The sequence below is a fragment of the Stenotrophomonas sp. IS26 genome, assembly GCF_054188265.1.
In genome coordinates, this window is sequence record NZ_JBSZJV010000007.1 from 102,173 (window position 1) to 123,678 (window position 21,506).

At 67.0% G+C, this 21,506-nt stretch carries 23 protein-coding genes and 4 tRNA genes; 12 read left to right on the plus strand and 15 right to left on the minus strand.

Going from position 1 to position 21,506, the window contains the following annotated elements; all coding sequences use genetic code 11:
• Positions 1 to 101 precede the first annotated feature (101 nt).
• The 10 genes from ACW6W5_RS08610 to ACW6W5_RS08655 all read right to left on the minus strand — a co-directional run bounded on the left by ACW6W5_RS08610 (position 102) and on the right by ACW6W5_RS08655 (position 6,022).
• Positions 102 to 178, minus strand: a tRNA-Arg gene (locus ACW6W5_RS08610).
• Positions 179 to 260: 82 nt separating this feature from the next.
• Positions 261 to 337 (minus strand) — tRNA-Arg (locus ACW6W5_RS08615).
• A 54-nt stretch (positions 338 to 391) separates the two neighbouring features.
• Positions 392 to 468: transfer RNA gene (locus ACW6W5_RS08620), tRNA-Arg, on the minus strand.
• A gap of 62 nt (positions 469 to 530) precedes the next feature.
• Positions 531 to 1,370, minus strand: a complete 840-nt coding sequence (locus tag ACW6W5_RS08625; RefSeq protein WP_152151532.1) for an alpha/beta hydrolase family protein — start codon at positions 1,368 to 1,370, stop codon at positions 531 to 533.
• Positions 1,367 to 2,176 (minus strand): bifunctional hydroxymethylpyrimidine kinase/phosphomethylpyrimidine kinase, encoded by an 810-nt coding sequence (thiD, locus tag ACW6W5_RS08630; protein WP_121041817.1) that lies wholly within the window; start codon positions 2,174 to 2,176, stop codon positions 1,367 to 1,369. Before thiD ends, ACW6W5_RS08625 begins: the two co-directional genes overlap by 4 nt.
• A gap of 43 nt (positions 2,177 to 2,219) precedes the next feature.
• Positions 2,220 to 2,891: a YoaK family protein gene (locus tag ACW6W5_RS08635; RefSeq protein ID WP_152151534.1), complete on the minus strand. Its 672-nt coding sequence runs from the start codon at positions 2,889 to 2,891 to the stop codon at positions 2,220 to 2,222.
• Between the two features lie 30 nt (positions 2,892 to 2,921).
• On the minus strand, positions 2,922 to 3,428 hold the full coding sequence (locus ACW6W5_RS08640; protein WP_152151536.1) for a hypothetical protein: 507 nt from the start codon (positions 3,426 to 3,428) through the stop codon (positions 2,922 to 2,924).
• A complete protein-coding gene (locus ACW6W5_RS08645) occupies positions 3,425 to 4,822 on the minus strand; it encodes a PhoH family protein (protein WP_152151538.1) in 1,398 nt (465 codons plus the stop codon). The genes ACW6W5_RS08640 and ACW6W5_RS08645 overlap by 4 nt, the downstream gene beginning before the upstream one ends.
• An 81-nt stretch (positions 4,823 to 4,903) precedes the next feature.
• Positions 4,904 to 5,383 carry a peroxiredoxin gene (locus tag ACW6W5_RS08650; protein WP_152151540.1) on the minus strand — a complete coding sequence of 160 codons (480 nt, stop codon included), beginning with the start codon at positions 5,381 to 5,383 and terminating at the stop codon, positions 4,904 to 4,906.
• A gap of 78 nt (positions 5,384 to 5,461) precedes the next feature.
• A complete protein-coding gene (locus ACW6W5_RS08655; RefSeq protein WP_019183297.1) occupies positions 5,462 to 6,022 on the minus strand; it encodes a glycine cleavage system transcriptional repressor in 561 nt (186 codons plus the stop codon).
• Between the two features lie 163 nt (positions 6,023 to 6,185).
• Here ACW6W5_RS08655 and dapA point away from each other — a divergent pair, with 163 nt between their 5' ends.
• The gene (gene dapA, locus ACW6W5_RS08660; protein ID WP_121042213.1) at positions 6,186 to 7,079 is read left to right on the plus strand and encodes a 4-hydroxy-tetrahydrodipicolinate synthase; all 894 of its coding nucleotides are present in this window, start codon (positions 6,186 to 6,188) and stop codon (positions 7,077 to 7,079) included.
• Between the two features lie 26 nt (positions 7,080 to 7,105).
• Positions 7,106 to 7,630, plus strand: coding sequence for a hypothetical protein (locus ACW6W5_RS08665; protein WP_152151542.1), 525 nt, complete (start codon positions 7,106 to 7,108; stop codon positions 7,628 to 7,630).
• A 70-nt stretch (positions 7,631 to 7,700) separates the two neighbouring features.
• Here ACW6W5_RS08665 and fdxA read toward each other — a convergent pair whose 3' ends face one another.
• Positions 7,701 to 8,024, minus strand: coding sequence for a ferredoxin FdxA (fdxA, locus tag ACW6W5_RS08670; RefSeq protein ID WP_121041829.1), 324 nt, complete (start codon positions 8,022 to 8,024; stop codon positions 7,701 to 7,703).
• A gap of 105 nt (positions 8,025 to 8,129) precedes the next feature.
• Complete coding sequence (locus tag ACW6W5_RS08675) at positions 8,130 to 9,059, minus strand: SMP-30/gluconolactonase/LRE family protein (RefSeq protein ID WP_152151543.1); 930 nt, start codon at positions 9,057 to 9,059, stop codon at positions 8,130 to 8,132.
• 248 nt (positions 9,060 to 9,307) lie between these two features.
• On the opposite strand from ACW6W5_RS08675, the gene ACW6W5_RS08680 reads away from it, so the two are divergent.
• Positions 9,308 to 10,738: a sugar porter family MFS transporter gene (locus ACW6W5_RS08680; RefSeq protein ID WP_121041833.1), complete on the plus strand. Its 1,431-nt coding sequence runs from the start codon at positions 9,308 to 9,310 to the stop codon at positions 10,736 to 10,738.
• A gap of 151 nt (positions 10,739 to 10,889) precedes the next feature.
• Here ACW6W5_RS08680 and ACW6W5_RS08685 read toward each other — a convergent pair.
• Positions 10,890 to 10,964, minus strand: a tRNA-Glu gene (locus ACW6W5_RS08685).
• A gap of 50 nt (positions 10,965 to 11,014) precedes the next feature.
• Between ACW6W5_RS08685 and pcnB the strand changes: the two genes are divergently transcribed.
• The 6 genes from pcnB to pgi all read left to right on the plus strand — a co-directional run bounded on the left by pcnB (position 11,015) and on the right by pgi (position 16,635).
• Complete coding sequence (gene pcnB, locus ACW6W5_RS08690; RefSeq protein WP_152151658.1) at positions 11,015 to 12,382, plus strand: polynucleotide adenylyltransferase PcnB; 1,368 nt, start codon at positions 11,015 to 11,017, stop codon at positions 12,380 to 12,382.
• A gap of 3 nt (positions 12,383 to 12,385) precedes the next feature.
• Positions 12,386 to 12,874 carry a 2-amino-4-hydroxy-6-hydroxymethyldihydropteridine diphosphokinase gene (gene folK / locus ACW6W5_RS08695; RefSeq protein WP_152151545.1) on the plus strand — a complete coding sequence of 163 codons (489 nt, stop codon included), beginning with the start codon at positions 12,386 to 12,388 and terminating at the stop codon, positions 12,872 to 12,874.
• A 31-nt stretch (positions 12,875 to 12,905) separates the two neighbouring features.
• Complete coding sequence (gene panB / locus ACW6W5_RS08700; RefSeq protein ID WP_121041839.1) at positions 12,906 to 13,721, plus strand: 3-methyl-2-oxobutanoate hydroxymethyltransferase; 816 nt, start codon at positions 12,906 to 12,908, stop codon at positions 13,719 to 13,721.
• The gene (gene panC / locus ACW6W5_RS08705) at positions 13,718 to 14,560 is read left to right on the plus strand and encodes a pantoate--beta-alanine ligase (protein WP_121041841.1); all 843 of its coding nucleotides are present in this window, start codon (positions 13,718 to 13,720) and stop codon (positions 14,558 to 14,560) included. Before panB ends, panC begins: the two co-directional genes overlap by 4 nt.
• A gap of 183 nt (positions 14,561 to 14,743) precedes the next feature.
• Positions 14,744 to 15,124, plus strand: a complete 381-nt coding sequence (panD, locus tag ACW6W5_RS08710) for an aspartate 1-decarboxylase (RefSeq protein ID WP_019183273.1) — start codon at positions 14,744 to 14,746, stop codon at positions 15,122 to 15,124.
• Complete coding sequence (pgi, locus tag ACW6W5_RS08715) at positions 15,121 to 16,635, plus strand: glucose-6-phosphate isomerase (protein WP_152151547.1); 1,515 nt, start codon at positions 15,121 to 15,123, stop codon at positions 16,633 to 16,635. The genes panD and pgi overlap by 4 nt, the downstream gene beginning before the upstream one ends.
• 65 nt (positions 16,636 to 16,700) lie before the next feature.
• On the opposite strand, the gene ACW6W5_RS08720 is transcribed toward pgi, so the two are convergent.
• Positions 16,701 to 17,285, minus strand: a complete 585-nt coding sequence (locus ACW6W5_RS08720; protein ID WP_121041845.1) for a response regulator transcription factor — start codon at positions 17,283 to 17,285, stop codon at positions 16,701 to 16,703.
• The gene (locus tag ACW6W5_RS08725; protein WP_152151549.1) at positions 17,282 to 18,508 is read right to left on the minus strand and encodes an ATP-binding protein; all 1,227 of its coding nucleotides are present in this window, start codon (positions 18,506 to 18,508) and stop codon (positions 17,282 to 17,284) included. The genes ACW6W5_RS08720 and ACW6W5_RS08725 overlap by 4 nt, the downstream gene beginning before the upstream one ends.
• A 144-nt stretch (positions 18,509 to 18,652) precedes the next feature.
• Here ACW6W5_RS08725 and ispG point away from each other — a divergent pair, with 144 nt between their 5' ends.
• From ispG to ACW6W5_RS08740, 3 genes are all read left to right on the plus strand, one after another.
• The gene (gene ispG / locus ACW6W5_RS08730) at positions 18,653 to 19,918 is read left to right on the plus strand and encodes a flavodoxin-dependent (E)-4-hydroxy-3-methylbut-2-enyl-diphosphate synthase (protein WP_152151551.1); all 1,266 of its coding nucleotides are present in this window, start codon (positions 18,653 to 18,655) and stop codon (positions 19,916 to 19,918) included.
• Positions 19,899 to 20,606 (plus strand): phosphatase PAP2 family protein, encoded by a 708-nt coding sequence (locus ACW6W5_RS08735; RefSeq protein WP_121041851.1) that lies wholly within the window; start codon positions 19,899 to 19,901, stop codon positions 20,604 to 20,606. The genes ispG and ACW6W5_RS08735 overlap by 20 nt, the downstream gene beginning before the upstream one ends.
• A 222-nt stretch (positions 20,607 to 20,828) precedes the next feature.
• On the plus strand, positions 20,829 to 21,476 hold the full coding sequence (locus tag ACW6W5_RS08740) for a response regulator (RefSeq protein ID WP_019183265.1): 648 nt from the start codon (positions 20,829 to 20,831) through the stop codon (positions 21,474 to 21,476).
• Positions 21,477 to 21,506: the final 30 nt, after the last annotated feature.

Genomic DNA, 21,506 nt, shown 5'->3' on the forward strand with positions numbered 1-21,506 from the left:
CAGCGTCCATGAGAGCCGGCCAGCGGCCGGCACTACCTGGTGACAGCTGGCACCCACGCAAAAAAAACAGCAACCGATGGTTGCTGTCTTCGTCGATGCAATGGTGCGCCCGGAGAGATTCGAACTCCCGACCGCCTGGTTCGTAGCCAGGTACTCTATCCAACTGAGCTACGGGCGCATTTGCATTGTCTGGTTGTGTGTCCTGTCGCGCGTGTTGCCACGTTCGACGGGAAGGCAAGCACGCTTGCCGTTCGATGTAATGGTGCGCCCGGAGAGATTCGAACTCCCGACCGCCTGGTTCGTAGCCAGGTACTCTATCCAACTGAGCTACGGGCGCATTTACATCGAATTTTCATTGCTGATATCGACGGCGAAATCGATACCCTGTTGATGGTGCGCCCGGAGAGATTCGAACTCCCGACCGCCTGGTTCGTAGCCAGGTACTCTATCCAACTGAGCTACGGGCGCGTCAACAGGAGCGGAATTATGCGGATCGGCGTCGCATTCGTCAACGGTTTTTGTGAAGGTCTTCATTCAAATGAACGAAGAAGCTGCTCCACCACGGCTTCGGGCGTTTTCATCCAGGCGAAGTGATCGGCACGCGCACCCAGCATCTGCGCACTGACTACGCTGAGCTGCGCACGCATGCCCGGCATCTTGGCCAGCAGGCCCTGCATCGAGCCCGTCGGTGCCAACCAGTCATGGTCCATCACCACGGCGGTCGCCTGGCCGCGTAGTTCGCGCATCCCGGCCTCCAGATCGGTCGCCATGCCAGCGGCTGCGTAGTGGTTGTTGAGGCCCACGCGCGACCAGTCGCGGATCAACCCGCGCGCCTCGGTGCCACCGAAGCCAAGCTTCCTGCCGTGCAGGACCCCTTGGCGCTGGGCCAACCAGGGCAGGAAGCGATACACCAGCGGCAGGGTCCAGCCACGCGGGGCCGGGAAGGTGCGCCAGTACGGGGTGCCACTGGCGACCAGCCACACGCGGGCGAAGCGCTGCGGATGCAGCCCGGCGAAACAGCAGGCCAGCTGGCCGCCGAGGCTGTGGCCGCCGATGATCAAGGGTGTTTCAGCGTCTGCGGGCACGTTTGCCAGGCTCGCCGGCAGGTCCTGCTCAAGGATGTCGCGGTAGCCCCAGTCCTGCGTGCGCGACGGGCGCAGGCTGCTGCTGCCGTTGCCACGCCACTCGTGCAGGTACACCGCGATGCCACGCGCAGCGAGCGCCTCGGCGAACGGCAGGTAATGGCGCGCGGCCACGCCCAGCGCCGGCAGCCACAGCAGACGTGCGCGCGGCTGTGCCGGGACACGCGCCAGCAACTCGACGCGATGGCCATCGCCGGTCTGCACGGGCAGGGGCGAGGCGTCGATCATGCCGGACGTGCCGCGCCGAAGTGGTCGATCACCAGTACCTCGCTGCGGCCCGGGTAATAACCGCTCTGCAGGCCACGCGCGACGTAGTCGATGGCCGCTTCGCAGGCGTTGGGCAACGAGAGCCCCTGGCACAGCTGCGCGGCGATGGCCGAGGCCAGGGTGCAGCCGGTGCCGTGCGCATCCACCGGCAGGCGGGTATGGATGAATTCTTCGCGGGTCACACCGTCGAAGTAGCGATCGATCACGCGGCTGCCTTCGTCCAGATGGCCGCCCTTGAGCAGCACCGCGCCGGCGCCCAGATCCAGCAGTGCGTCGGCGGCATCTTCGGCATCCTCGGCGGTGACGATGCGCCGGCCGAGCAGCAGCTCCGCTTCGGGGGTGTTGGGCGTCAGCAGCGTGGCCAGCGGGATCAGGCGCGTGCGCATCGCCGCCAGTGCGCCGTCTTCAAGCAGCTTGGCGCCGCTGGTGGCGACCATCACCGGATCGAGCACCACATGGGGCGGGCGGTGCTTTTCCAGTGCGTCGGCCACCAGTGCGATCACTTCGGCGTTGGCCAGCATGCCCAGCTTCACCGCATGGATATCGAAATCGGCGAAGCAGGCATCGATCTGCGCCTGCAGGAAGTCCAGCGGCGGCACGTGTACGGCGGTAACGCCGCGGGTGTTCTGTGCGGTCAGTGCGGCGATCGCGGACAGGCCATGCACGCGATGGGCGGCGAAGGCCTTCAGATCGGCCTGGATGCCGGCGCCACCGCCGGAATCGGAGCCGGCGATGGTCAGGGCGGAAACGGGGCTGGAAGGCGTCATGCCCCAATTGTGCAATGTTTGTCGCGGCAGTGCTGCCGCGCCCTCAGCGTGCCCGAAGCAGTGCCCACTGCCGGTACAGCACGTAGCCCAGCCCGGTGCCGCCGGTCAGCAGCGCGGGGGCGAGCAGGGCGTCGTAGCCGAAGCGCAGGAACAGCAGGGCGCCGATCACGCCGCCAGCCAGGAAGCCGCTGACGATCAAGCCGCTCAGGGTCAGCCGTCGGATCGGCAGTGGCAGCCCGCGCAGCAGGTGGCCCAGGCCGATCCCCAGGTCGGTGAACATGCCGCTGAGGTGGGTGGTGCGCACCACGGCGCCACTGAAGGTGGTGGCCATTGCGTTCTGCAGGCCGCAGGCCATCGCCGCGGCCAGTGCGCCCCAGATCTGCTGCTGTTTGAACAGCGGAATCGCGACCAGCAGCAACAGCGATTCCAGCGCCAGCACCACGCCATAGCGACGGCCCAGCTGCAGGCCGCTGTCCTGGATGATCACGCCGCTGAGCGTAGCGCCCACGCAGAACGCGATCAGCAGTCCCCACAGGTGCCCGACCACGCGCCAGTCGCGCTGGGCCAGTGCCATCCCGAGCTGGCTGGTGGTACCGGTCATGTGGCTGACCGCCTGGTGCTCGAAGCCCAGGAAGCCGACCACGTTGACCATCCCGGCGACGCAGGACAGGGCGATCGCCCCGATCCAGACCCAGGTGGGCAGCCGGATGCTCATCCGGCGTGCGCGGTGATGGTCACGGCACGATCAACGACCCGCGGGCGGGCCGTTGAACTGCACATCCGAAAAACGGCCGCTGCCCGGATCGAACACCGCGCCCCAGAACTGTGCGCCGCCATCGCAGACCCGGATCGCATCGCGCGCCGGATCGATATCGGCGTCGTCGGGCAGATGGAAGGCGTTGAGATAGATCAGCTGGCGGCCGTCCATTTCGATGCCCACATATTGGCGGTCGAAATCGGCGGCCTTGGGCACCTGCGCCTCCAGCGACGGCAACCGGGCTTCCAGCTGCTCCACCTGTTGGCGGCTGGGGGCCCAGTAGCCGGTGACGCGCCCCGGCTCGCGGCCGGGGCTGGAGCGCGAGCAGGTATCCAATACCTGGGCGGCGACGACGGGACGGGTCACCACCCAGGACTGGCCGGTCTTGATCGCGGTCGGGACGCTGGCGCCCGGCCGGGTGTTGGCGGGCGTGCAGGCTGCCGCCAGCGCAGCAAGCGCCAGCGGCAGGAGGACACGGGACAGGGAACGGCTCACAACACCTCCGAGGCGTAATCGGCCAGGCGCGAACGCTCGCCACGGCGCAGCGTGACGTGCGCGCTGTGCGGCCAGTTCTTGAAACGGTCCACCGCGTAGGTCAGGCCCGAGGTGGTCTCGGTCAGGTAGGGGGTATCGATCTGTTCGACGTTGCCCAGGCAGACGATCTTGGTCCCGGGGCCGGCACGGGTGATCAGGGTCTTCATCTGCTTGGGGGTGAGGTTCTGCGCTTCATCCAGGATCAGATAGCGCGACAGGAACGTGCGCCCGCGCATGAAGTTCAGCGAGCGGATCTTGATCCGGCTGGCGATCAGGTCGTTGGTCGCCGCTCGGCCCCACGCGCCGCCTTCCTGGGTATGCGTGAGCACTTCCAGGTTGTCGGTCAGCGCGCCCATCCATGGCGTCATCTTCTCTTCCTCGGTACCGGGCAGGAAGCCGATGTCCTCGCCGACGCTGACCGTGGCGCGGGTCATGATGATCTCGCGGTAGCGCTGCTGGTCCATGGTCTGGGCCAGGCCGGCGGCCAGCGCGAGCAGCGTCTTGCCGGTACCGGCGGTGCCGAGCAGGGTGACGAAATCGATCTCCGGGTCCATCAACGCATTGAGCGCGAAGTTCTGCTCGCGGTTGCGCGCGCTGATGCCCCACACCGCATGGCTGCCGTGGCGGAAATCGTTGACCAGCGACAACGTGATCCTGTCGCCGTCCACCTTGGCCACGCGCAGTTCGACTTCATCGTCGCCCGGCAGGTAGGCGTACTGGTTCGGGTGCCAGCTCTCGTCTTCACTGGCGATGATTTCGTAACTGGTGCGGCCCTTGTCACTCCAGCTGCGCAGGTTGTCGGTGTGCTTCTTCCAGAAGTCTTCCGGCAGTTCGGTGGCGCCGGTGTAGAGCAGGCTGAAATCGTCCAGCGCGCGGTCGTTCTCGTAATCCTCGGAGACGATGCCGGCAATCGCCGCCTTGATCCGCAGGTTGATGTCCTTGGACACGAACACCACCGGAATCTCCGGCACCTGTTCCTTCAGCGCCAGGATCGCGCCGAGGATGGCGTTGTCCGGAATCACCGCGCCGAAGCTCTTGCCCGCATCGAAATGACTGGTCTGGAAGCGCAGCAGGCCCACGCTCTGCTTGCCACGCAGCTGCAGCCCGTTGGGGCGCTGCAGCGGGATGCCATCGGCCAGGTTGTCCAGGCCCGAGGCCTGCACCAGCTCATTGAGGAAACGGCTGACCTGGCGCGCATTGCGGCTCGCCTCGGTGGTGCCCTTCTTGCCGTTGTCCAGCTCTTCGATCACCTGCATCGGCAGGTAGACATCATGCTCCTCGAACTTGAACAGCGCGGTCGGATCGTGCATCAGCACGTTGGTATCCAGTACGTAGATGCGCTTGCCTCGGGTCATCGTCAATTCCTGGTGGCAGAACAGGGACAAGCCATCACGACCTGCGGGGCAGGGTGATGGCCATTGGGGGTGCCGGGTTGATCACTGGGTTTTCGCGGCCTTCAGGGCTTCAAGGACGGTGTCTGCGTGGCCGGCCACTTTGACCTTGCGCCACGCCTGCACGATACGACTGTCCGGCGAAATGAGGAAGGTGCTGCGCTCGATGCCACGCACCTGCTTGCCGTACATGTTCTTCAGCTTGATCACGTCGAACGCCGTGCACAGCGCTTCATCGCCATCGCTGATCAGCGGGAAGGCGAAGCCCTGCTTGGCGCAGAAATTGTCGTGGGATTTGACCGAATCGCGGGAGACGCCGAAGACGCGGGCGCCGGCCTTCGTGAACTGCGGGAGCAGTGCGTTGAAATCGATGCCCTCGGTGGTGCAGCCCGGGGTGCTGTCCTTGGGGTAGAAGTACAGCACCAGCCACTGGCCGGCCAGCTCGCCGAGGGTGGTGGTGTCGCCGCCGGACAAGGCCAGCGGAAGCGCGAGGGTGGTGCTGTCCAGGGTGTCGCCGTCGTTCATGGGTTCCTTTCCGGATCCTGGGGTAGATCTACTACAACTGCATGAAACCCCGCGCGTCCGTGACGAACGCGCGAAACATCAGAACTTCATCGGGTCCATGATCGCATCGAGGTTCAGGTGATCGCAGAACTCGAGGAAATCATCGCGCAGCGCGGCAATGTGCATGTTCGCCGGCACCCCGATCGTGACCTGCGCGGAGAACATTTCCGCACCGGTCTGCATTGCGCGGTAACGCGTGCTCTGCAGGTTTTCGATGGTGATGCCCTGGCGGTCGAAGAAATCGGCCAGCTGGAACAGGATCCCCGGCTTGTCGGCGGCGATCACTTCCACGATGTAGGGCAGCAGGTTGGACTGCGCCTGCTTGGCACCGGTGCGGTACCAGACCAGCTTCAGGCCTTCCTCACGCTCCAGCCGGGTCAGCATCGCCTCCAGCTTGGCCACCGAGTCCCACGAGCCGGTGGCCAGGGCGGTCACGGACACGTCGCGCCCGACCGTGGCCAGGCGGGCATCGACCAGATTGCAGCCACTGTCGGCGATACGCCGGGTCACAGGCAGCAGGGGGGACTCCGGATGCGTCGTATAGGCGTTGATCAGGAGGTGGTTTTCGGTCGGCGCAGGCCGCGGCGTGGTGTCGGTCAAGATGGTTCCGGGTGATACAAGGTGAGTCTGAACGGCCGGCGACGGCACGTTCGCCGGAGTCCAGCATACTTGCCCGCGCTTTCGACCCGCAAGTAACATGCAACGTACATCTGGCCGGCGTTTACGCAGGCAAGGTGCCCCCTTTCTTCCGAGCACGATGTCCTTGTCCCTTTCCGGTCTCATCACCGCGCTGGCGACGCCCTTCCAGGCGAACGGCGCATTGGATCCCGACGGTTGGCAGCGCCTGCTGCACCTGCAACTGGAGGGTGGTGTTCATGGGGTGGTGGTGGCCGGTTCGACCGGTGAAGCCGCTGCCCTGTCCGACGACGAATACGACCAGCTGCTGCGCAGTGCGGTCAAAACCGTCGCCGGGCGCATCCCGGTACTGGCCGGGACCGGCCTGTCGGGGACGGCCAAAACGATCGAGCAGACCCGTCGTGCGGCCGCCAACGGCGCGACCCATGCGCTGGTGGTGACCCCGCCGTACGTGCGCCCGACCCAGGCCGGCCTGATCGCGCATTACCGCGCGGTGGCCGACCAGGGCGGCCTGCCGGTCATCCTGTACAACGTGCCCGGCCGCACCGGCTGCGACATGCTGCCCGAGACCGTCGCCGAGCTGGCCCGCCACCCGAACATCGTCGGCATCAAGGAAGCGGTGGGCGATGTGGGCCGCGTCAATGCCCTGCTGGCCCTGCGTACGCCGGACTTCGCCATCCTCAGCGGTGACGACGGTACGGCCGCGCGTTCCATCCTGTCCGGCGTGGATGGCTTGATCTCGGTGGGCTCCAACGCCCTGCCGGGCGCCTACCGCCGGATGTGCGACCTGGCGACGGCCGGGGAACGCGAGGCGACCGAGTCGTGGGATGCCCGTCTCGAGCCGTTCCATGAATTCTGCGGCGTGGAGTCCAACCCGATCCCGGTGAAGGACCTGCTGCGCCGGATCGGCATTGGTGACGGCCTGCGCCTGCCGCTGCTGCCCTTGTCCGCGGCCCATCACGCCGCTGCCGAACACCTGGCCACCGATATCGGTGCGCTGGAAGCACTATCCAACCACTGATGTCAGTGGTCACCCAGGAGATTCCCATGCGTCAATCCGTTTCCGCCTTCCGCGTGCTGTCGTTCGCGATCCTGGCTACCGCCACCCTCGTCGGCACCACCGGTTGCTTCAAGCGCGGCGCCAAGGGCGACTACGCCCTGGCCCCGGAAGTGCGCCCGCTGGAAGTGCCGCCGGATCTGAACGTCCCGGCCGGCCAGGCCGCCGCTACCGCTGCGACCAGCTCCTCGCTGGCCTCGCAGGCGGCGCGTCCGGCCCCGGCCGCGAACCCGGCGGCCGCCAACAACGCCGGCTTCACCGTGCCGGGCACCAAGGAAGAGGTGTTCGCCAAGGTCGGCACCGCGCTGGAGGCCGTTGAAGGCGTGAAGATCGCCAGCAAGGCCCAGCTGCTGGGTTCCTACGACGTGGCCTTCGAAGGCAGCGACTTCCTGGTCCGCGTGGTCGCCGTCGATGCCGGTGCTTATGTGTCGGCCGTCGACCCGCGTGGCCTGCCGGCCACCGCGGCGGCCCCGACCAAGCTGCTGGGCGAGCTGAAGGCGAAGCTGGCTCCGTAACCGGAACCGGTCAGAGAAACGAAAAGGGCGCCGTCGGCGCCCTTTTTCGTTGCCGCCAGCGCCCGACGGCTCAGCGTTCCAGAAGCGTCAGCTTGTCCGGCTTGCCATCCCATTCGCCGGCATCGGCGGGCGGGTCCTTGCGCACGGTCAGCACCGGCCAGGCCTTGGCCAGCTCGGCGTTCAGGGCGACGAATGCTTCCTGCCCGGCGGGCACGTCGTCTTCGGGGAAGATCGCGTTGACCGGGCACTCCGGTTCGCACAGTGTGCAATCGATGCACTCATCCGGGTCGATCACCAGGAAGTTGGGGCCTTCGTGGAAGCAATCCACGGGGCACACTTCCACGCAATCGGTGTGTTTGCACTTGATGCAGTTTTCGGTGACGACAAAAGGCATGGCTGGATCTGAATCCGACAGTAAGCCGCACAATTCTAGAACAGGTTGGTCCGTGGCGCGGGATCGGATCGTGCCTGAAACTCCGAAATGCCGCTGGCGCAAGGCTCAGCCCCAGCGGAAGGGACTCTCGGGCAGGCCGGGGATGCCGGTCTCCAGCGCAAATACGCCGCCGGCGCGCGGGCTGGCCGCCAGTTGCTGGTCGGTGTGGTCCAGCCGGGAACTGGTGATCATCAGGTGCCGCAGCGAGGGCCCGCCGAGCGCGACGCAGGTCGGGTTGCGCACCGGCAGCAGGACCACCCGGTCAACCTGTCCGTCAGGGCGATAACGCACCACGCGGGAGGCGCGCCACTGCGCGTTCCAGGCGCCGCCATCGGCATCCACAATGGCCCCATCGGGTTCCCAGTCCGGATCGGGCAGCGCAGCGAACAGGCGCGGCGCCCCGCAGTGCGCGCGCTCGGCGTCGTAATCGCAGCACCACAGCGCCGGCCGTACCGAATCGCAGAAGTACATCGTGGCGCCGTCCGCACTGAAACAGATCGCATTGGGAATGACGACGTCCGGCAGGTTCAGTTCGCGCAGGCCATGGCGCATCGAAAACTGGTAGTAGCGGCCGAGCGGTGCACGCGCAGGATCCTCGCTCATGGTGCCGAACACCAGATTGCCGGCGCGATCGGTACGGCCGTCATTGCTGCGCGTGTCCGCGACATCGGGCTGCACATCGGCCAGCCATTCCAGCGCGGGCGCCGGGGCATCGCCGTCGCGGTCGATATCCAGCCGCTGCAATGAGCCGGCCAGCGCGATCAGCAGGCGGCCGTCGTCCCCTTCGGCGAGGCAGCCGGGCCGGTCCGGCAGCAACCAGCTCCGGTGACTGCCGTCGGCACTGCGGTACTGCCACAAGCGGCGCTCACTGATATCCACCCAGAAAAGGCATTGCCGGCGGGCCGACCACAGGGCGCCTTCGCCATGGGTGCAGCGGCTGTCGACCAGCAGTGGAACATCGGCGACAGCGGTAGACGGGGCGGCGGCGTCGCGCATTCGGCAGGCTCACAACATCAGCGGGCGTTGCATTCTGCCACCGGGTCGATCCATCCCGTGTGCGCTGCGCCTCACTGCCGAGACAATGCCGCAGTGCACGATTGCAGAGCCGTCGATCCCCGGTCCAAGATGGAGGTGACTACCGGTAGACAGTCAGGCGCGGGGGTGCGGCAGACGACGGTTCTGATCAACCATCCATCTGCTGCGCTGATCCGCAGCATCCAGTGTCCCTTCAACCAGGGGTTCCCATGTCCAGTGCTTCGCTCAGCAGTACCCGCGCCGGTAGCGGCGAGAACACCGGTTTCATCGTCCTGATCAGCTGCGTGGCCACCATCGGTGGCTTCCTGTTCGGGTTTGACAGCGGCGTGATCAACGGCACCGTCGATGGTCTGAAGGACACCTTCCAGTCCAGTTCGGCCGGGATCGGCTTCGAGGTCGCCTCGATGCTGCTCGGCTGCGCGATCGGTGCATTCTTCGCCGGCCGCCTCGGCGACCGGCTCGGCCGCCGCGGCGTGCTGATCATCGCCGCGGTGATGTTCCTGTTCTCCGCCTTGGGGGCAGGGGCGGCACACAGCTCCACGGTGTTCATCATCGCCCGGGTGATCGGTGGCTTCGCGGTGGGTGCGGCCAGCGTGATGTCGCCGGCCTACATTGCCGAGGTGGCCTCGGCCCGCTACCGCGGCCGGCTGGCGACGGTGCAGCAGATCGCGATCATCAGCGGCCTGTTCTGCGCCTTCCTCAGCAACTATCTATTGGCCAAGGCGGCCGGTGCCTCCACCCAGGCGCTGTGGCTGGGGCAGGCGGCATGGCGCTGGATGTTCTGGATGCAGGCCATTCCCTCGCTGCTGTTCCTGTGCCTGCTGCTGGTGATCCCGGAGAGCCCGCGCTTCCTGGTGGTCAAAGGGCGCCGTGACCAGGCCCTGGCGGTGCTGACCCGGCTGTACGGCCCGGTCGAGGCGCAGGCCAAGATCACCGAGATCGAAGGCTCGCTGTCCCAGGACCAGCACCGCCCGACCTTCTCGGATCTGATCAGCAAGACCACCGGCAAACTGCGCCCGATCGTCTGGATCGGCATCGGCCTGGCGGTGTTCCAGCAGCTGGTCGGCATCAACGTCGTCTTCTATTACGGCGCGGTGCTGTGGCAGGCGGTGGGCTTCTCGGAGAACGACGCGCTGCTGATCAACGTGCTCTCGGGTGCGCTGAGCATCGGTGCTTGCCTGATCACCGTGGTCCTGATCGACCGCATCGGCCGCAAGCCGCTGCTGTGGGTCGGCTCGGTCGGCATGGCGATCTCGCTGGCGCTGGTCACCATTGCCTTCGCCAGTGGTTCGCTGGATACCGCCGGGAAGCTGCAGCTCACGGACAACATGGGCGTGCTGGCGCTGGTGGCGGCCAACGTCTACGTGATCTTCTTCAACATGTCCTGGGGCCCGGTGATGTGGGTGATGCTGGGCGAGATGTTCCCCAACCAGATCCGCGGTTCGGGGCTGGCGGTGGCCGGCGCGGCGCAGTGGACCTCCAACTTCGCCATCACCGTGTCCTTCCCGATCCTGCTGGGCAGCATCGGCCTGGCCGGTGCCTACGGCATCTATACGGTGGCGGCGGTGATCTCGGTGTTCTTCGTGCTGCGCTTCGTCAAGGAGACCAAGGGCAAGGAACTGGAGCAGATGGAGGGCTGAGCCGCTCCGGACGGCCCTGCGCGCAGAGTAGGGGCCGGGTCGGGGAGTGCGCTCCCCGGTCCGGGCCAGGCAGGGCAGGCGCCGCAGGCCCTGGGCCCCTGAACGCAAAAAACCCCGCCGTGGCGGGGTTTTTGGCTTTCTGCACCGCGACTGGTGCTCCCTAGGGGACTCGAACCCCTGTTTTAGCCTTGAGAGGGCCACGTCCTAACCATTAGACGAAGGGAGCAGGCTTTGTCGCGAACTGCGCAGCGCGCTAGTATATGGACCTAGATGCCATTGGGCAATCCCGAAAACTCAACCGGAAGCGCCAACATCAATTCCTCTGCTACATCACCGTTCAGCCTGCGCGTGATCCCGCGCGATCAGCACAACATCTCCCGCAAGGACATCAGCCCCAACGCCCTGCGCGTTCTGTACCGGCTGCGTGATTCCGGGTTTGCCGGTTACCTGGTCGGCGGCGCCGTCCGCGATCTGCTGGTGAACGGCCACCCCAAGGATTTCGACGTCGCCACCGACGCGACGCCCGAGCAGGTCAAGCAGTTGTTCCGCAACTGCCGGCTGATCGGCCGCCGCTTCCGCCTGGCGCACGTGGTGTTCGGCCGCGAGATCATCGAGGTCGCCACCTTCCGCGCCAACATCGACGATGGCAGCGGCGACCGTGAGATGGAAAACGGCATGCTCGTGCGCGACAACGTGTACGGCAGCATCGAAGACGACGCGATCCGCCGCGACTTCACCTGCAACGCCCTGTACTACGCGATCGAGGATTTCTCGGTCCGCGATTACACCGGCGGCTTTGAAGACGTGCAGGCCCGCCTGATGAAGCTGATCGGCGATCCTGAGCAGCGCTACCAGGAAGACCCGGTGCGCATGCTGCGCGCGGTGCGCCTGGCCGCCAAGCTGGGCTTCCAGATCGAAGAGGCCACCGCCGAACCGCTGCCGCGCCTGGCCAACCTGTTGGCCGAGGCCGCCCCGGCACGCCTGTTCGAGGAAGTACTCAAGCTGTTCCTGTCCGGGCACGGCGTGGCCAGCTTCGAAGGCCTGGAGCGATACGGTCTGCTTGACGTCATGTTCCCGGAAAGCGCCGCTGCGCTGCGCAGCAACCGCAGTGGCGCGCTGCGCCGGATGGTCATCGAAGGTCTGCACAACACCGATCTGCGTGTGGCCAATGATGAGCCGGTGTCGCCGTCGTTCCTGTTCGCGCTGCTGCTGTGGCCGGCGTTCTGCCGCGCCCTGGCCAGCCTGCAGAAGCAGGGCGTCGCGCTGGAAGAAGCGCAGCGCCGTGCGGCGGACCGCGTGACCCTGCACCAGCTGACCACGATCGCCCTGCCGCGCCGCTTCTCGCTGCCGATGCAGGAAATCTGGCTGCTGCAGGGCCGCTTCGGCTCGCGTCAGCGCAAGCGCGTGATCCGAACCCTGACCCATCCGCGCTTCCGCGCCGCCTACGACTTCCTGGTCCTGCGCCAGGTCGCCTCCAGCGAGCACGAAGCCGATGTGGCGTTCTGGCGCGAAGCCCAGCTGCAGTCCGGCACCGAGCTGGATTCGGCACTGGATGCCGCCCAGGCCGACGGCGAGGGCGAAGACGGTGCGCCGCGCAAGCGTCGCCGCCGCCGCCGTCGGCCCGGTGGAGTGGCAGGCGAGTAAGCCGTGACCCTGGCCTGTATCGGATTGGGCGCCAATCTCGGGGACGCCGCGCAGACCCTGCGCGATGCGTTCCCGGTGCTGGCGGCCCTGCCGCAGACCACACTGCGCGCGCGCTCGCAGCTGTACAGCACGCCGGCCTGGGGCAACCAAGACCAGCCGGCGTTCGTCAATGCTGCCGCCGTGCTGGAGACTACGTTGCCCGCACCGGATCTGCTGGCTGCCCTGCTGGAGATCGAGCGCCGCTTCGGCCGCGTCCGTGATCCTGCCGTGCACTGGGGGCCGCGTGCACTGGATCTGGACGTGCTGCTGTACGGCGAACAGATCATCGATCTGCCGCAGCTGCAGGTACCGCACCCCTATCTGCATGAGCGCGCGTTCGCGCTGCTGCCGCTGGCCGAGATCGCGCCGGACGCCATCATTGCCGGGCACGGCCGCGTGCGGGATGCTGTGATGCGGGTCCAGGCCTGCGGGATCGCTTCAATAGGAGGATAATGCGGGGCTTATCGCCACCGGTTATCAGCTCATGAGTACCCACGCAGACAGCAAGCCCTGGACCGTGCCCGCGTTGGCCGAGGCCAAGCGCAACGGACAGAAGCTGGTGATGTTGACCGCCTACGATGCCGGGTTCGCCCGCAGCTTCGACGCCAACGGCGTGGACCTGATCCTGATCGGCGACTCGCTGGGCATGGTGGTGCAGGGGCATGACTCGACCCTGCCGGTGACCACCGACGACATGGTCTATCACACCCGCGCCGTGGCCCGCGTACTGCAACGCGCGCTGCTGGTGGCGGATCTGCCGTTCGGCGCCGACGCCACCCCCGAGCGCGCGCTGGATGCCTCGCTGCGCCTGCTGCAGGCCGGTGCGGAGATGGTCAAGATCGAAGGTGCCGGCTTCAAGCTGGACATCATCCGTTACCTGGTCGAGCGCGAGATTCCGGTCTGTTCGCACCTGGGCCTGACCCCGCAGTCGGTGCTGCGGCTGGGCGGCTATCGCGTGCAGGGCCGTGGCGATGCCGCCCAGCAGCTGCGCGATGACGCCAAGGCCGCGGTAGCCGCCGGCGCCAGCCTGGTCGTGCTCGAATGCGTGCCCACGCCGGTGGCTGCCCAGGTCACCGCGGACATCAGCGTGCCCACCATCGGCATCGGTGCCGGCCCGCAGTGCGATGGCCAGGTGCTGGTGCTGCATGATTTCCTCGGTCTGGACAGCGGCCATCGCCGTCCCAAGTTCGTCAAGGATTTCCTTGCCGAAGGCGGGTCGGTTGCCGGTGCGGTCCGTGCCTACGCCGACGCCGTGCGCGACGGCTCCTTCCCCGACGCAGAACACGCCTACGCCTCATGATCGAAACCGTCACCGAACTGTCCCGCCTGCGCGCCGTCGTCAACGGCTGGAAGCGCGAGGGCCTGCGCGTCGCGCTGGTCCCGACCATGGGCAACCTGCACGCAGGGCATTATTCACTGGTCACGCTGGCCCGGCAGTACGCCGATCGCGTGGTCTCCAGCGTCTTCGTCAATCCGACCCAGTTCGGCCCGAACGAGGACTTCACCCGCTACCCGCGCACGCCCGAAGCCGACACCACCGGCCTGGAGCAGGCCGGGTGCGATGTGCTGTGGCTGCCCACGGTTGAGTCGATGTACCCGTTCGGTGTGGAACTGGCGGCCAGCGTCAATGTGCCCGGCATCAGTGGGCTGCTCGAAGGCGCGCATCGCCCGGGCCATTTCGATGGCGTCTGCACCGTGGTCTCGCGCCTGTTCAACCAGGTGCAGCCGGATGTGGCAGCCTTCGGCAAGAAGGACTACCAGCAGCTGGCGGTGATCCGCCAGATGGTGGAAGACCTGGCCTTCCCGATCCAGATCGTCGGGGGCGACATCGTGCGCGAAGACGACGGCCTGGCGATGAGCTCGCGCAACCAGTACCTCAACGCCGAGCAACGCCCGGTCTCGACCACCATCCACCACGTGCTGCTGGGCATGCGCGAAGGCTTCATCGCCGGCAAGAGCCGCAGCCTGATCGAGGCCGAAGCCGCGGCGGCGCTGCAGGCGGCCGGGTTCCAGGTCGACTACGCCGTGGTCCGCCTCCCGGACCTGTCCGAGCCGGCCGATGCCAATGACGGCACCCGCGTGGCCCTGATCGCCGCGCGGATCGGCAATACCCGGTTGATCGACAACCTGGAGTTCTGAGCCGGCCAACGCGGTGCCGCCACAGGGCCACCTTCGGGTGGCCCTGTGCGTTTGCGCAGGCCAGAGGCTTCCGGCCGCCTGCCTGAACGGCCGGCAGCGCCGGAGGGTCGGGGTCGGGCTACCCCCTGCCGCCGGGCCCCCGGGTGCTAGAATTTCCCTTTCCTTTACCGTTTCCCCGTTGCCATGCATCTGTCCCTGCTGAAGACCAAGATCCACCGCGCCACCGTCACTCACTCCGAGCTGAACTACGAAGGTTCCATCGCCATCGATGACAACCTGCTGGCTGCGACCGGCATCCGTGAGTTCGAGCAGGTGCACATCTGGGATGTGACCAACGGTGCGCGTTTCTCCACCTATGCCATCCGCGCCGAAGCCGGCAGCGGCGTGGTGTCGCTCAACGGTGGCGCCGCGCGCCACGTGCAGGTGGGCGACATCATCATCATCGCCGCCTTCGCCAGCATGAGCGAAGAAGAAGCTGACAGCTTCAAGCCGAAGTTGGTATATGTGGACGGCAAGAACCAGATCTCCCACACCAACGACACGATCCCGACACAGGCCGCATGACACAGCACAACGGATTCGACCCGCTTCATTCCCATGCCCAGCGCCTGCGAGGCGCGAGCATCCCTTCGTTGATCGCCGCCGAACCGGGCCGCGCACAATCGCTGGGGTTGCGGGTCGGTCCGTTGTACGTCAATTTCGCGCGGCAGAAGTACGACCGCGCGGCGTTGGACGCACTGCTGCAGCTGGCTGCCGAGCGCGATGTCGCCGGCGGCTTCCAGCGCCTGTTCCGCGGTGAAACGGTCAATGTCACCGAAGGCCGCGCCGCGCTGCATACCGCGCTGCGTGGTGATGCCAGCGGCGCGCCGGTGGCCGGTGAGGCCTTCGCCACGGCGGCCCAGGTGCGCCAGCAGATGGGCGAGCTGATCGCCGCACTGGAAGCGACCCACATCACCGATATCGTCAGCGTCGGCATCGGCGGCTCGGACCTTGGGCCACGGCTGGTGGCCGATGCGCTGCGCCCGGTCACCGGCGCACGTTTCCGCGTGCATTTCGTGTCGAACGTGGACGGCGCCGCGATGCAGCGCACGCTCGCCACGCTGGATCCGGCCACCACGGCCGGCATCCTGATTTCCAAGACCTTCGGCACCCAGGAAACCCTGCTCAACGGGCAGATCCTGCATGACTGGCTGGGCGGCAGCGAGCGGCTGTATGCGGTCAGCGCCAATCCGGAGCGTGCCGCCAAGGCCTTCTCGATCGCCGCCGGCCGCGTGCTGCCGATGTGGGATTGGGTGGGCGGGCGCTATTCGCTGTGGTCGGCGGTCGGTTTCCCGATCGCACTGGCCATCGGCTTTGCGCGTTTCGAGCAGTTGCTCGAGGGTGCGGCGCAGATGGACGAACACGCACTGACCGCTCCGCTGGCGCAGAACCTGCCGGTGCTGCATGCGCTGACCGATATCTGGAACCGCAACCTGCTCGGCCATGCCACGCATGCGGTGATGACCTACGACCAGCGCCTGGCGCTGCTGCCGGCCTACCTGCAGCAGCTGGTGATGGAGAGCCTGGGCAAGCGGGTGCAGCTTGATGGCAGCCCGGTCGCCAGCGACACCGTACCGGTGTGGTGGGGCGGGGCCGGCACCGATGTGCAGCACAGCTTCTTCCAGGCGCTGCACCAGGGCACCAGCGTGATCCCGGCCGATTTCATCGGCTGCGTGCACAACGATGATCCCTACGTGGTCAACCACCAGGCGCTGATGGCCAACCTGCTGGCGCAGACCGAGGCGCTGGCCAATGGCCAGGGCAGCGAGGATCCGCACCGCGAGTACCCCGGTGGCCGTCCGAGCACCCTGATCCTGCTCGATGCGTTGACCCCGCAGTCGCTGGGTGCCCTGATCGCCATGTACGAACACGCCGTGTACGTGCAGTCGCTGATCTGGAACATCAACGCATTCGACCAGTTCGGCGTGGAGCTGGGCAAGCAGCTGGCCAGCCAGTTGCTGCCGGCGCTGCAGGGCCAGGCGCATGCGATCACCGATCCGGTGACGCTGGAGCTGCTGGGGCGCCTGACCGCCTGACGGCCACGTAGAGCCGGCCGCTGGTCGGCGCTACCGATTCTTGCGCGGGCGACCCACGGTCGGCATTACCGGCTTGGGTCGCGCTCCGGGCTCGGCCGCTTGGCCAGCTTGCGTTGCAGCGAGCGCCGGTGCATGCCCAGCAGGCGCGCCGCGGCAGACACGTTGCCGCCGGTCTCATGCATCGCCTGCTGGATGTGCTCCCACTGCAGCCGGCTGATCGGGGTCATCGCATCCGGCGGTTCCATGTCGCCATCGTCGGCCGGACCATCGTCTTCCTCGCCGAGTGCGCGCAGGATCATCGGCACCGTGGCCGGCTTGGGCAGGTAGTCGTCCGCGCCGAGCTTGATCGCTTCCACCGCGGTGGCGATGCTGGCATAGCCGGTGACCAGCAGGATCCGCATGTCTTCGCGCAGGGCGCGCAGCGGCTGGATCAGCGCCAGGCCGGATTCGGTGCCGAGCTTGAGGTCGATCAGCGCATAGGCCGGCGGTTGTTGCCGGGCCAGCAGCAGGGCCGAGGCGGTGTCGCTGGCGGTGACGGTGTCCAGCCCTTTACGGGCCAGGCTGCGCTGCAGCGTGCGCAGATAGAGTTCGTCGTCGTCGACCAGCAGGCCATGGCTGGCCTGGCCGGGCGCGGGGGTGAAAGCGGTCATGCGGAAGTCTCCCGTGGGGACAAGGGCAGGCGGAAGCCGACGCGCGTGCCGGCACCGTTGGCCGGGCGCATCCACAGCTCGCCATCCAGGCGTTCGATGGTGGCGTGGGACAGGGCCAGGCCGACGCCCATGCCGTCGGTCTTGCCGCTGTTGAACAAGGTGCCGGGCAGCACGGCCTGGCGGGCGTCGAAGCCATGGCCGTAGTCGCGTACTTCGCCGATCAGGTCATCGCCCTCGATGCGCAGCGACAGATCCACCTGCGGTCGGTCGGCCTTCTCACCCGCGTCGGCGGCATTGTTGAGCAGCACCATCAGCAGGTGCCCGATACCCGGGTCCAGCGGCAGGGTGAGCGGGGCATCCTCATTACGCTTCAGCGCGATGGTCGGGCGCACCAGCCGCCACTGCTCCAGCACCTGCGGCAACGTCACCGCATCGCGGCCGGGCGCATCGCCGGCGGCCGGGCGGGCCAGCGCCAGCACGCGCTCCCGGCACTGCACCAGCAGCTCGCGCAGGGTTTCCACGTCATCGCGGACCTCGCTGCTTTCGGTCTGGTCGGCGATATCGTCGGCGAGCAGGGTCATGGTCGCCAGCGGGGTATTGAGCTCATGCGCGACCGAGGCGGCGTGGGTGGCCAGCGCGACGATGCCCTCGTTGCGCACGAAGCGTTCGCGCAGCATGGCCAGCTCGTGTTCGCGCTGGCGCAGGGCGATCGCCAGCCGGGTCGCGAACACCAGCACCACCGTGGCCGACAGCAGGAAGTTGCAGACCACGCCCCACTGCTGCATCTGCGCACCAGTGAAATAGCCGCTCGGCAGCGGCAGCCCGAACACGCCGCTCGCCGCATAGCCGATCAGGCAGGCCGCGGCCACGGCGAGGGTCCAGCGCAGGGGCAGGGCGAGCGCAGCCAGCGCGATCAGGATCAGGAACAGCGAGCCGAAGGGATTGGCGATGCCGCCGCTCCAGCCCACCATCCAGGTCAACACGGTGACATCCACCAGGATGTGGCAGAACGCGGTCAGCGGTGCCGTGTCGGCATCGTGTACGCGCAGTTGCGCATACAGATTGAACAGCGCCAGTGCAGCCACGCCGGCCCACAGTGGCAGCTGCTGCAGTTCCAGGCCCAGTACCCAGGTAGCGACCAGGATCGTGGCGGCCTGGCCGGCCACGGCCAGCCAGCGCAGGCTGCACAGGGTGCGGAGGAAGGGGGCGTCGGGACCGGTCATGTGCGCACATCGTATGCGCTCCGGCCAGGACCTGCCTGCGACAATAGGCCGCATCCGGGGTAGGCGGCGCACGACGGGCGCTGAACATGAGTGCCAACCAACGCTGGGCACCTACCTGTGCGCTGGGCGCGCTAAAATAGGCGGATGCATGACGCCGTGACCCGACCGACCCAACCCGCCGACTCCGCCGTGTGGGCCCGCCGCCAGACCAATCCCGTTCATATCGGCGGCGTGGTCGTGGGCGGGGGCCATCCCGTGGTGGTGCAGTCCATGACCAATACCGACACCGCCGATGTCGCCTCCAGCGTGAAGCAGGTGGCCGAACTGTGGCGCGCGGGCTCGGAGATGGTGCGGTTGACCGTCAACAATCCCGAGTCGGCCGCGGCCATCCCGCGGATCGTGGAGAAGCTGCAGATGATGGGGATCGATGTCCCGCTCATCGGCGACTTCCATTACAACGGCCATCAGCTGCTGACCCAGGAGCCGGCCTGCGCCGAAGCGCTGGCCAAGTACCGGATCAATCCGGGCAACGTGGGTTTCGGCAAGAAGAAAGACACCCAGTTCGCGCAGCTGATCGAGTTTGCGATCCGCTACGACAAGCCGGTCCGCATCGGTGCCAACTGGGGCTCGCTGGACCAGTCCCTGGCCGCGCGCCTGATGGACGAGAACAGCCAGCGCGCGCAGCCCTGGGATGCCGGGCGCGTGCTGCGGGAGGCGCTGATCCGCTCGGCGCTGGATTCGGCGCAGACCGCCGTGGAACTGGGCCTGCCACGCGATCGCATCGTGCTGTCGGCCAAGGTCAGCGGCGTGCAGGAGCTGATTGCGGTGTACCGCGACCTGGCCCAGCGCTCGGACTTCGCCCTGCACCTGGGCCTGACCGAAGCCGGCATCGGCAGCAAGGGCATCGTCGCCTCTTCGGCGGCGCTGGCGGTGCTGCTGCAGGAAGGCATCGGCGACACCATCCGTATCTCGCTGACCCCCGAACCGGGCCAGTCGCGCACGGCCGAAGTGATCGTGGCGCAGGAACTGCTGCAGACCACCGGGCAGCGTGCCTTCACCCCGCTGGTCACGGCCTGCCCCGGCTGCGGCCGGACCACCTCGGAGTTCTTCCAGGAGCTGGCCAAGGTCGTGCAGAACCACGTGCGCGAGAAAATGCCGGTCTGGAAGGTGAGCCACCCGGGTGCGGAGAACATGACCCTGGCGGTCATGGGCTGCATCGTCAACGGGCCGGGCGAATCGCGCCATGCCAACATCGGCATCTCGCTGCCGGGCACCGGTGAAACGCCGGCCGCGCCGGTGTTCGTGGATGGCGAAAAGACGGTCACCCTGCGCGGCGAGAACATCGCCCAGGACTTCGTCACGCTGATCGATGAGTACGTCGAACGCACCTATGTCCGACGCGTTGGATAAGCCGGCGGTGCTGGCCGCGCCGGAGCCGGCCGCCGGCGTCCGCCACTGGATGAGCCGCAACGCCTGGCGCTTCGTGCTGCTGTTCGTGGGCGTGCTGCTGCCGTTGGCGGGCTTCGTGGCCCTGGCCGATGAAGTGCACGCCCTGGAGGCGATCTACTTCGACGACCTGCTGTTGTGGAAGCTGCACGCCCTGCATTCGCCGGGCCTGGACCGCTTCTTCGTGCTGCTGTCCAAGCTGGGCTACGAGTGGTTCCTGATTCCGGCCGACGTGCTGATCGTGGGCCTGCTGGCGTGGCGCAAACGCTGGCGCGAGGCCAGTTTTGTCGCGATCTGCTTCGCCGGCTCGGCGCTGTTGAACCTGGGCAGCAAGCGCTTTTTCCAGCGCGACCGGCCCAGCCTGTGGGAGTCCATTGCCCCGGAGAGCACCTTCAGCTTCCCCAGCGGCCACGCCATGGGCTCGATGACCTTGGCCGTCACGCTGGTGCTGCTGGCCTGGAACACCCGCTGGCGCTGGCCGGTGGCCCTTGCCGCACTTACATTTGCGGTCCTGGTGAGCATCTCGCGCATGTACCTGGGGGTGCATTACCCCTCCGACATCCTGGCCGGCTGGTGTGCCGCCCTGGTGTGGGTGGTCGGCTGCTTCCTGGTCATGTTCCGCCGCCGGCATCCGTGGCGGCACCGCCACTGAGGGCATTACGGCGGTAAACTGGCCGAAAACGGCATGAAGGCCGGCCGCATCGATAGGCTGTCCCTTTGGAACAGGCTAGGATGAGAGGCGCAGGGGGAGGGGCAGGACAGCACGTCTGTGATGCGCGGACCAGAACGCGATGATGGGGAACCCGGTTCCTTGTGATCGCCACATAGCGCAGCTAGGCTTGCCCCCGTTCACAGTGTTTGACGAGGTTGGCGGATGACAATTCGAGTGTATCTGGTGGACGATCATGCTCTGGTGCGTACGGGCATGAAGATGATCCTCTCCAACGAGACCGACATCGAGGTGGTCGGTGAGGCGGAGAGCGGTGAAGATGCGCTGCCGGATATCCGCCGCCTGCGGCCCGACGTCGTGCTGTGCGATCTGCACCTGCCGGGCGTGAGCGGCATGGAGGTCACCGAGCGCGTGGTCCGTGGCGATCACGGCACCCGCGTGGTGATCGTCTCCGTCCTTGAAGATGGCCCGATGCCCAAGCGCCTGCTCGAAGCCGGCGCGTCCGGCTACATCGGCAAGGCCTGCGATGCACAGGAACTGCTGCGCGCGGTGCGTGATGCCGCACTCGGCCGCCGTTACCTGGGCAACAGCATCGCGCAGAACCTGGCGCTGTCGAACGTGGAAGGCAACCATTCGCCGTTCGACACCCTGTCCCCGCGCGAACTGGAAGTGGCGCTGCTGCTCACCCAGGGCCTGCGCCAGGAAGACATCGCCAAGCGCCTGAGCCTGAGCGCGAAGACCGTCAACACGCACAAGGCGCGCCTGTTCGAGAAGATGGGCATCAACGACAACATCGCGCTCGCGCGCATGGCCAGCCAGTACGGTCTGGTGGATCCGGCACGCCCGATGTAATCCGCGTTCTGGCGGCGGATGAAAAAACGC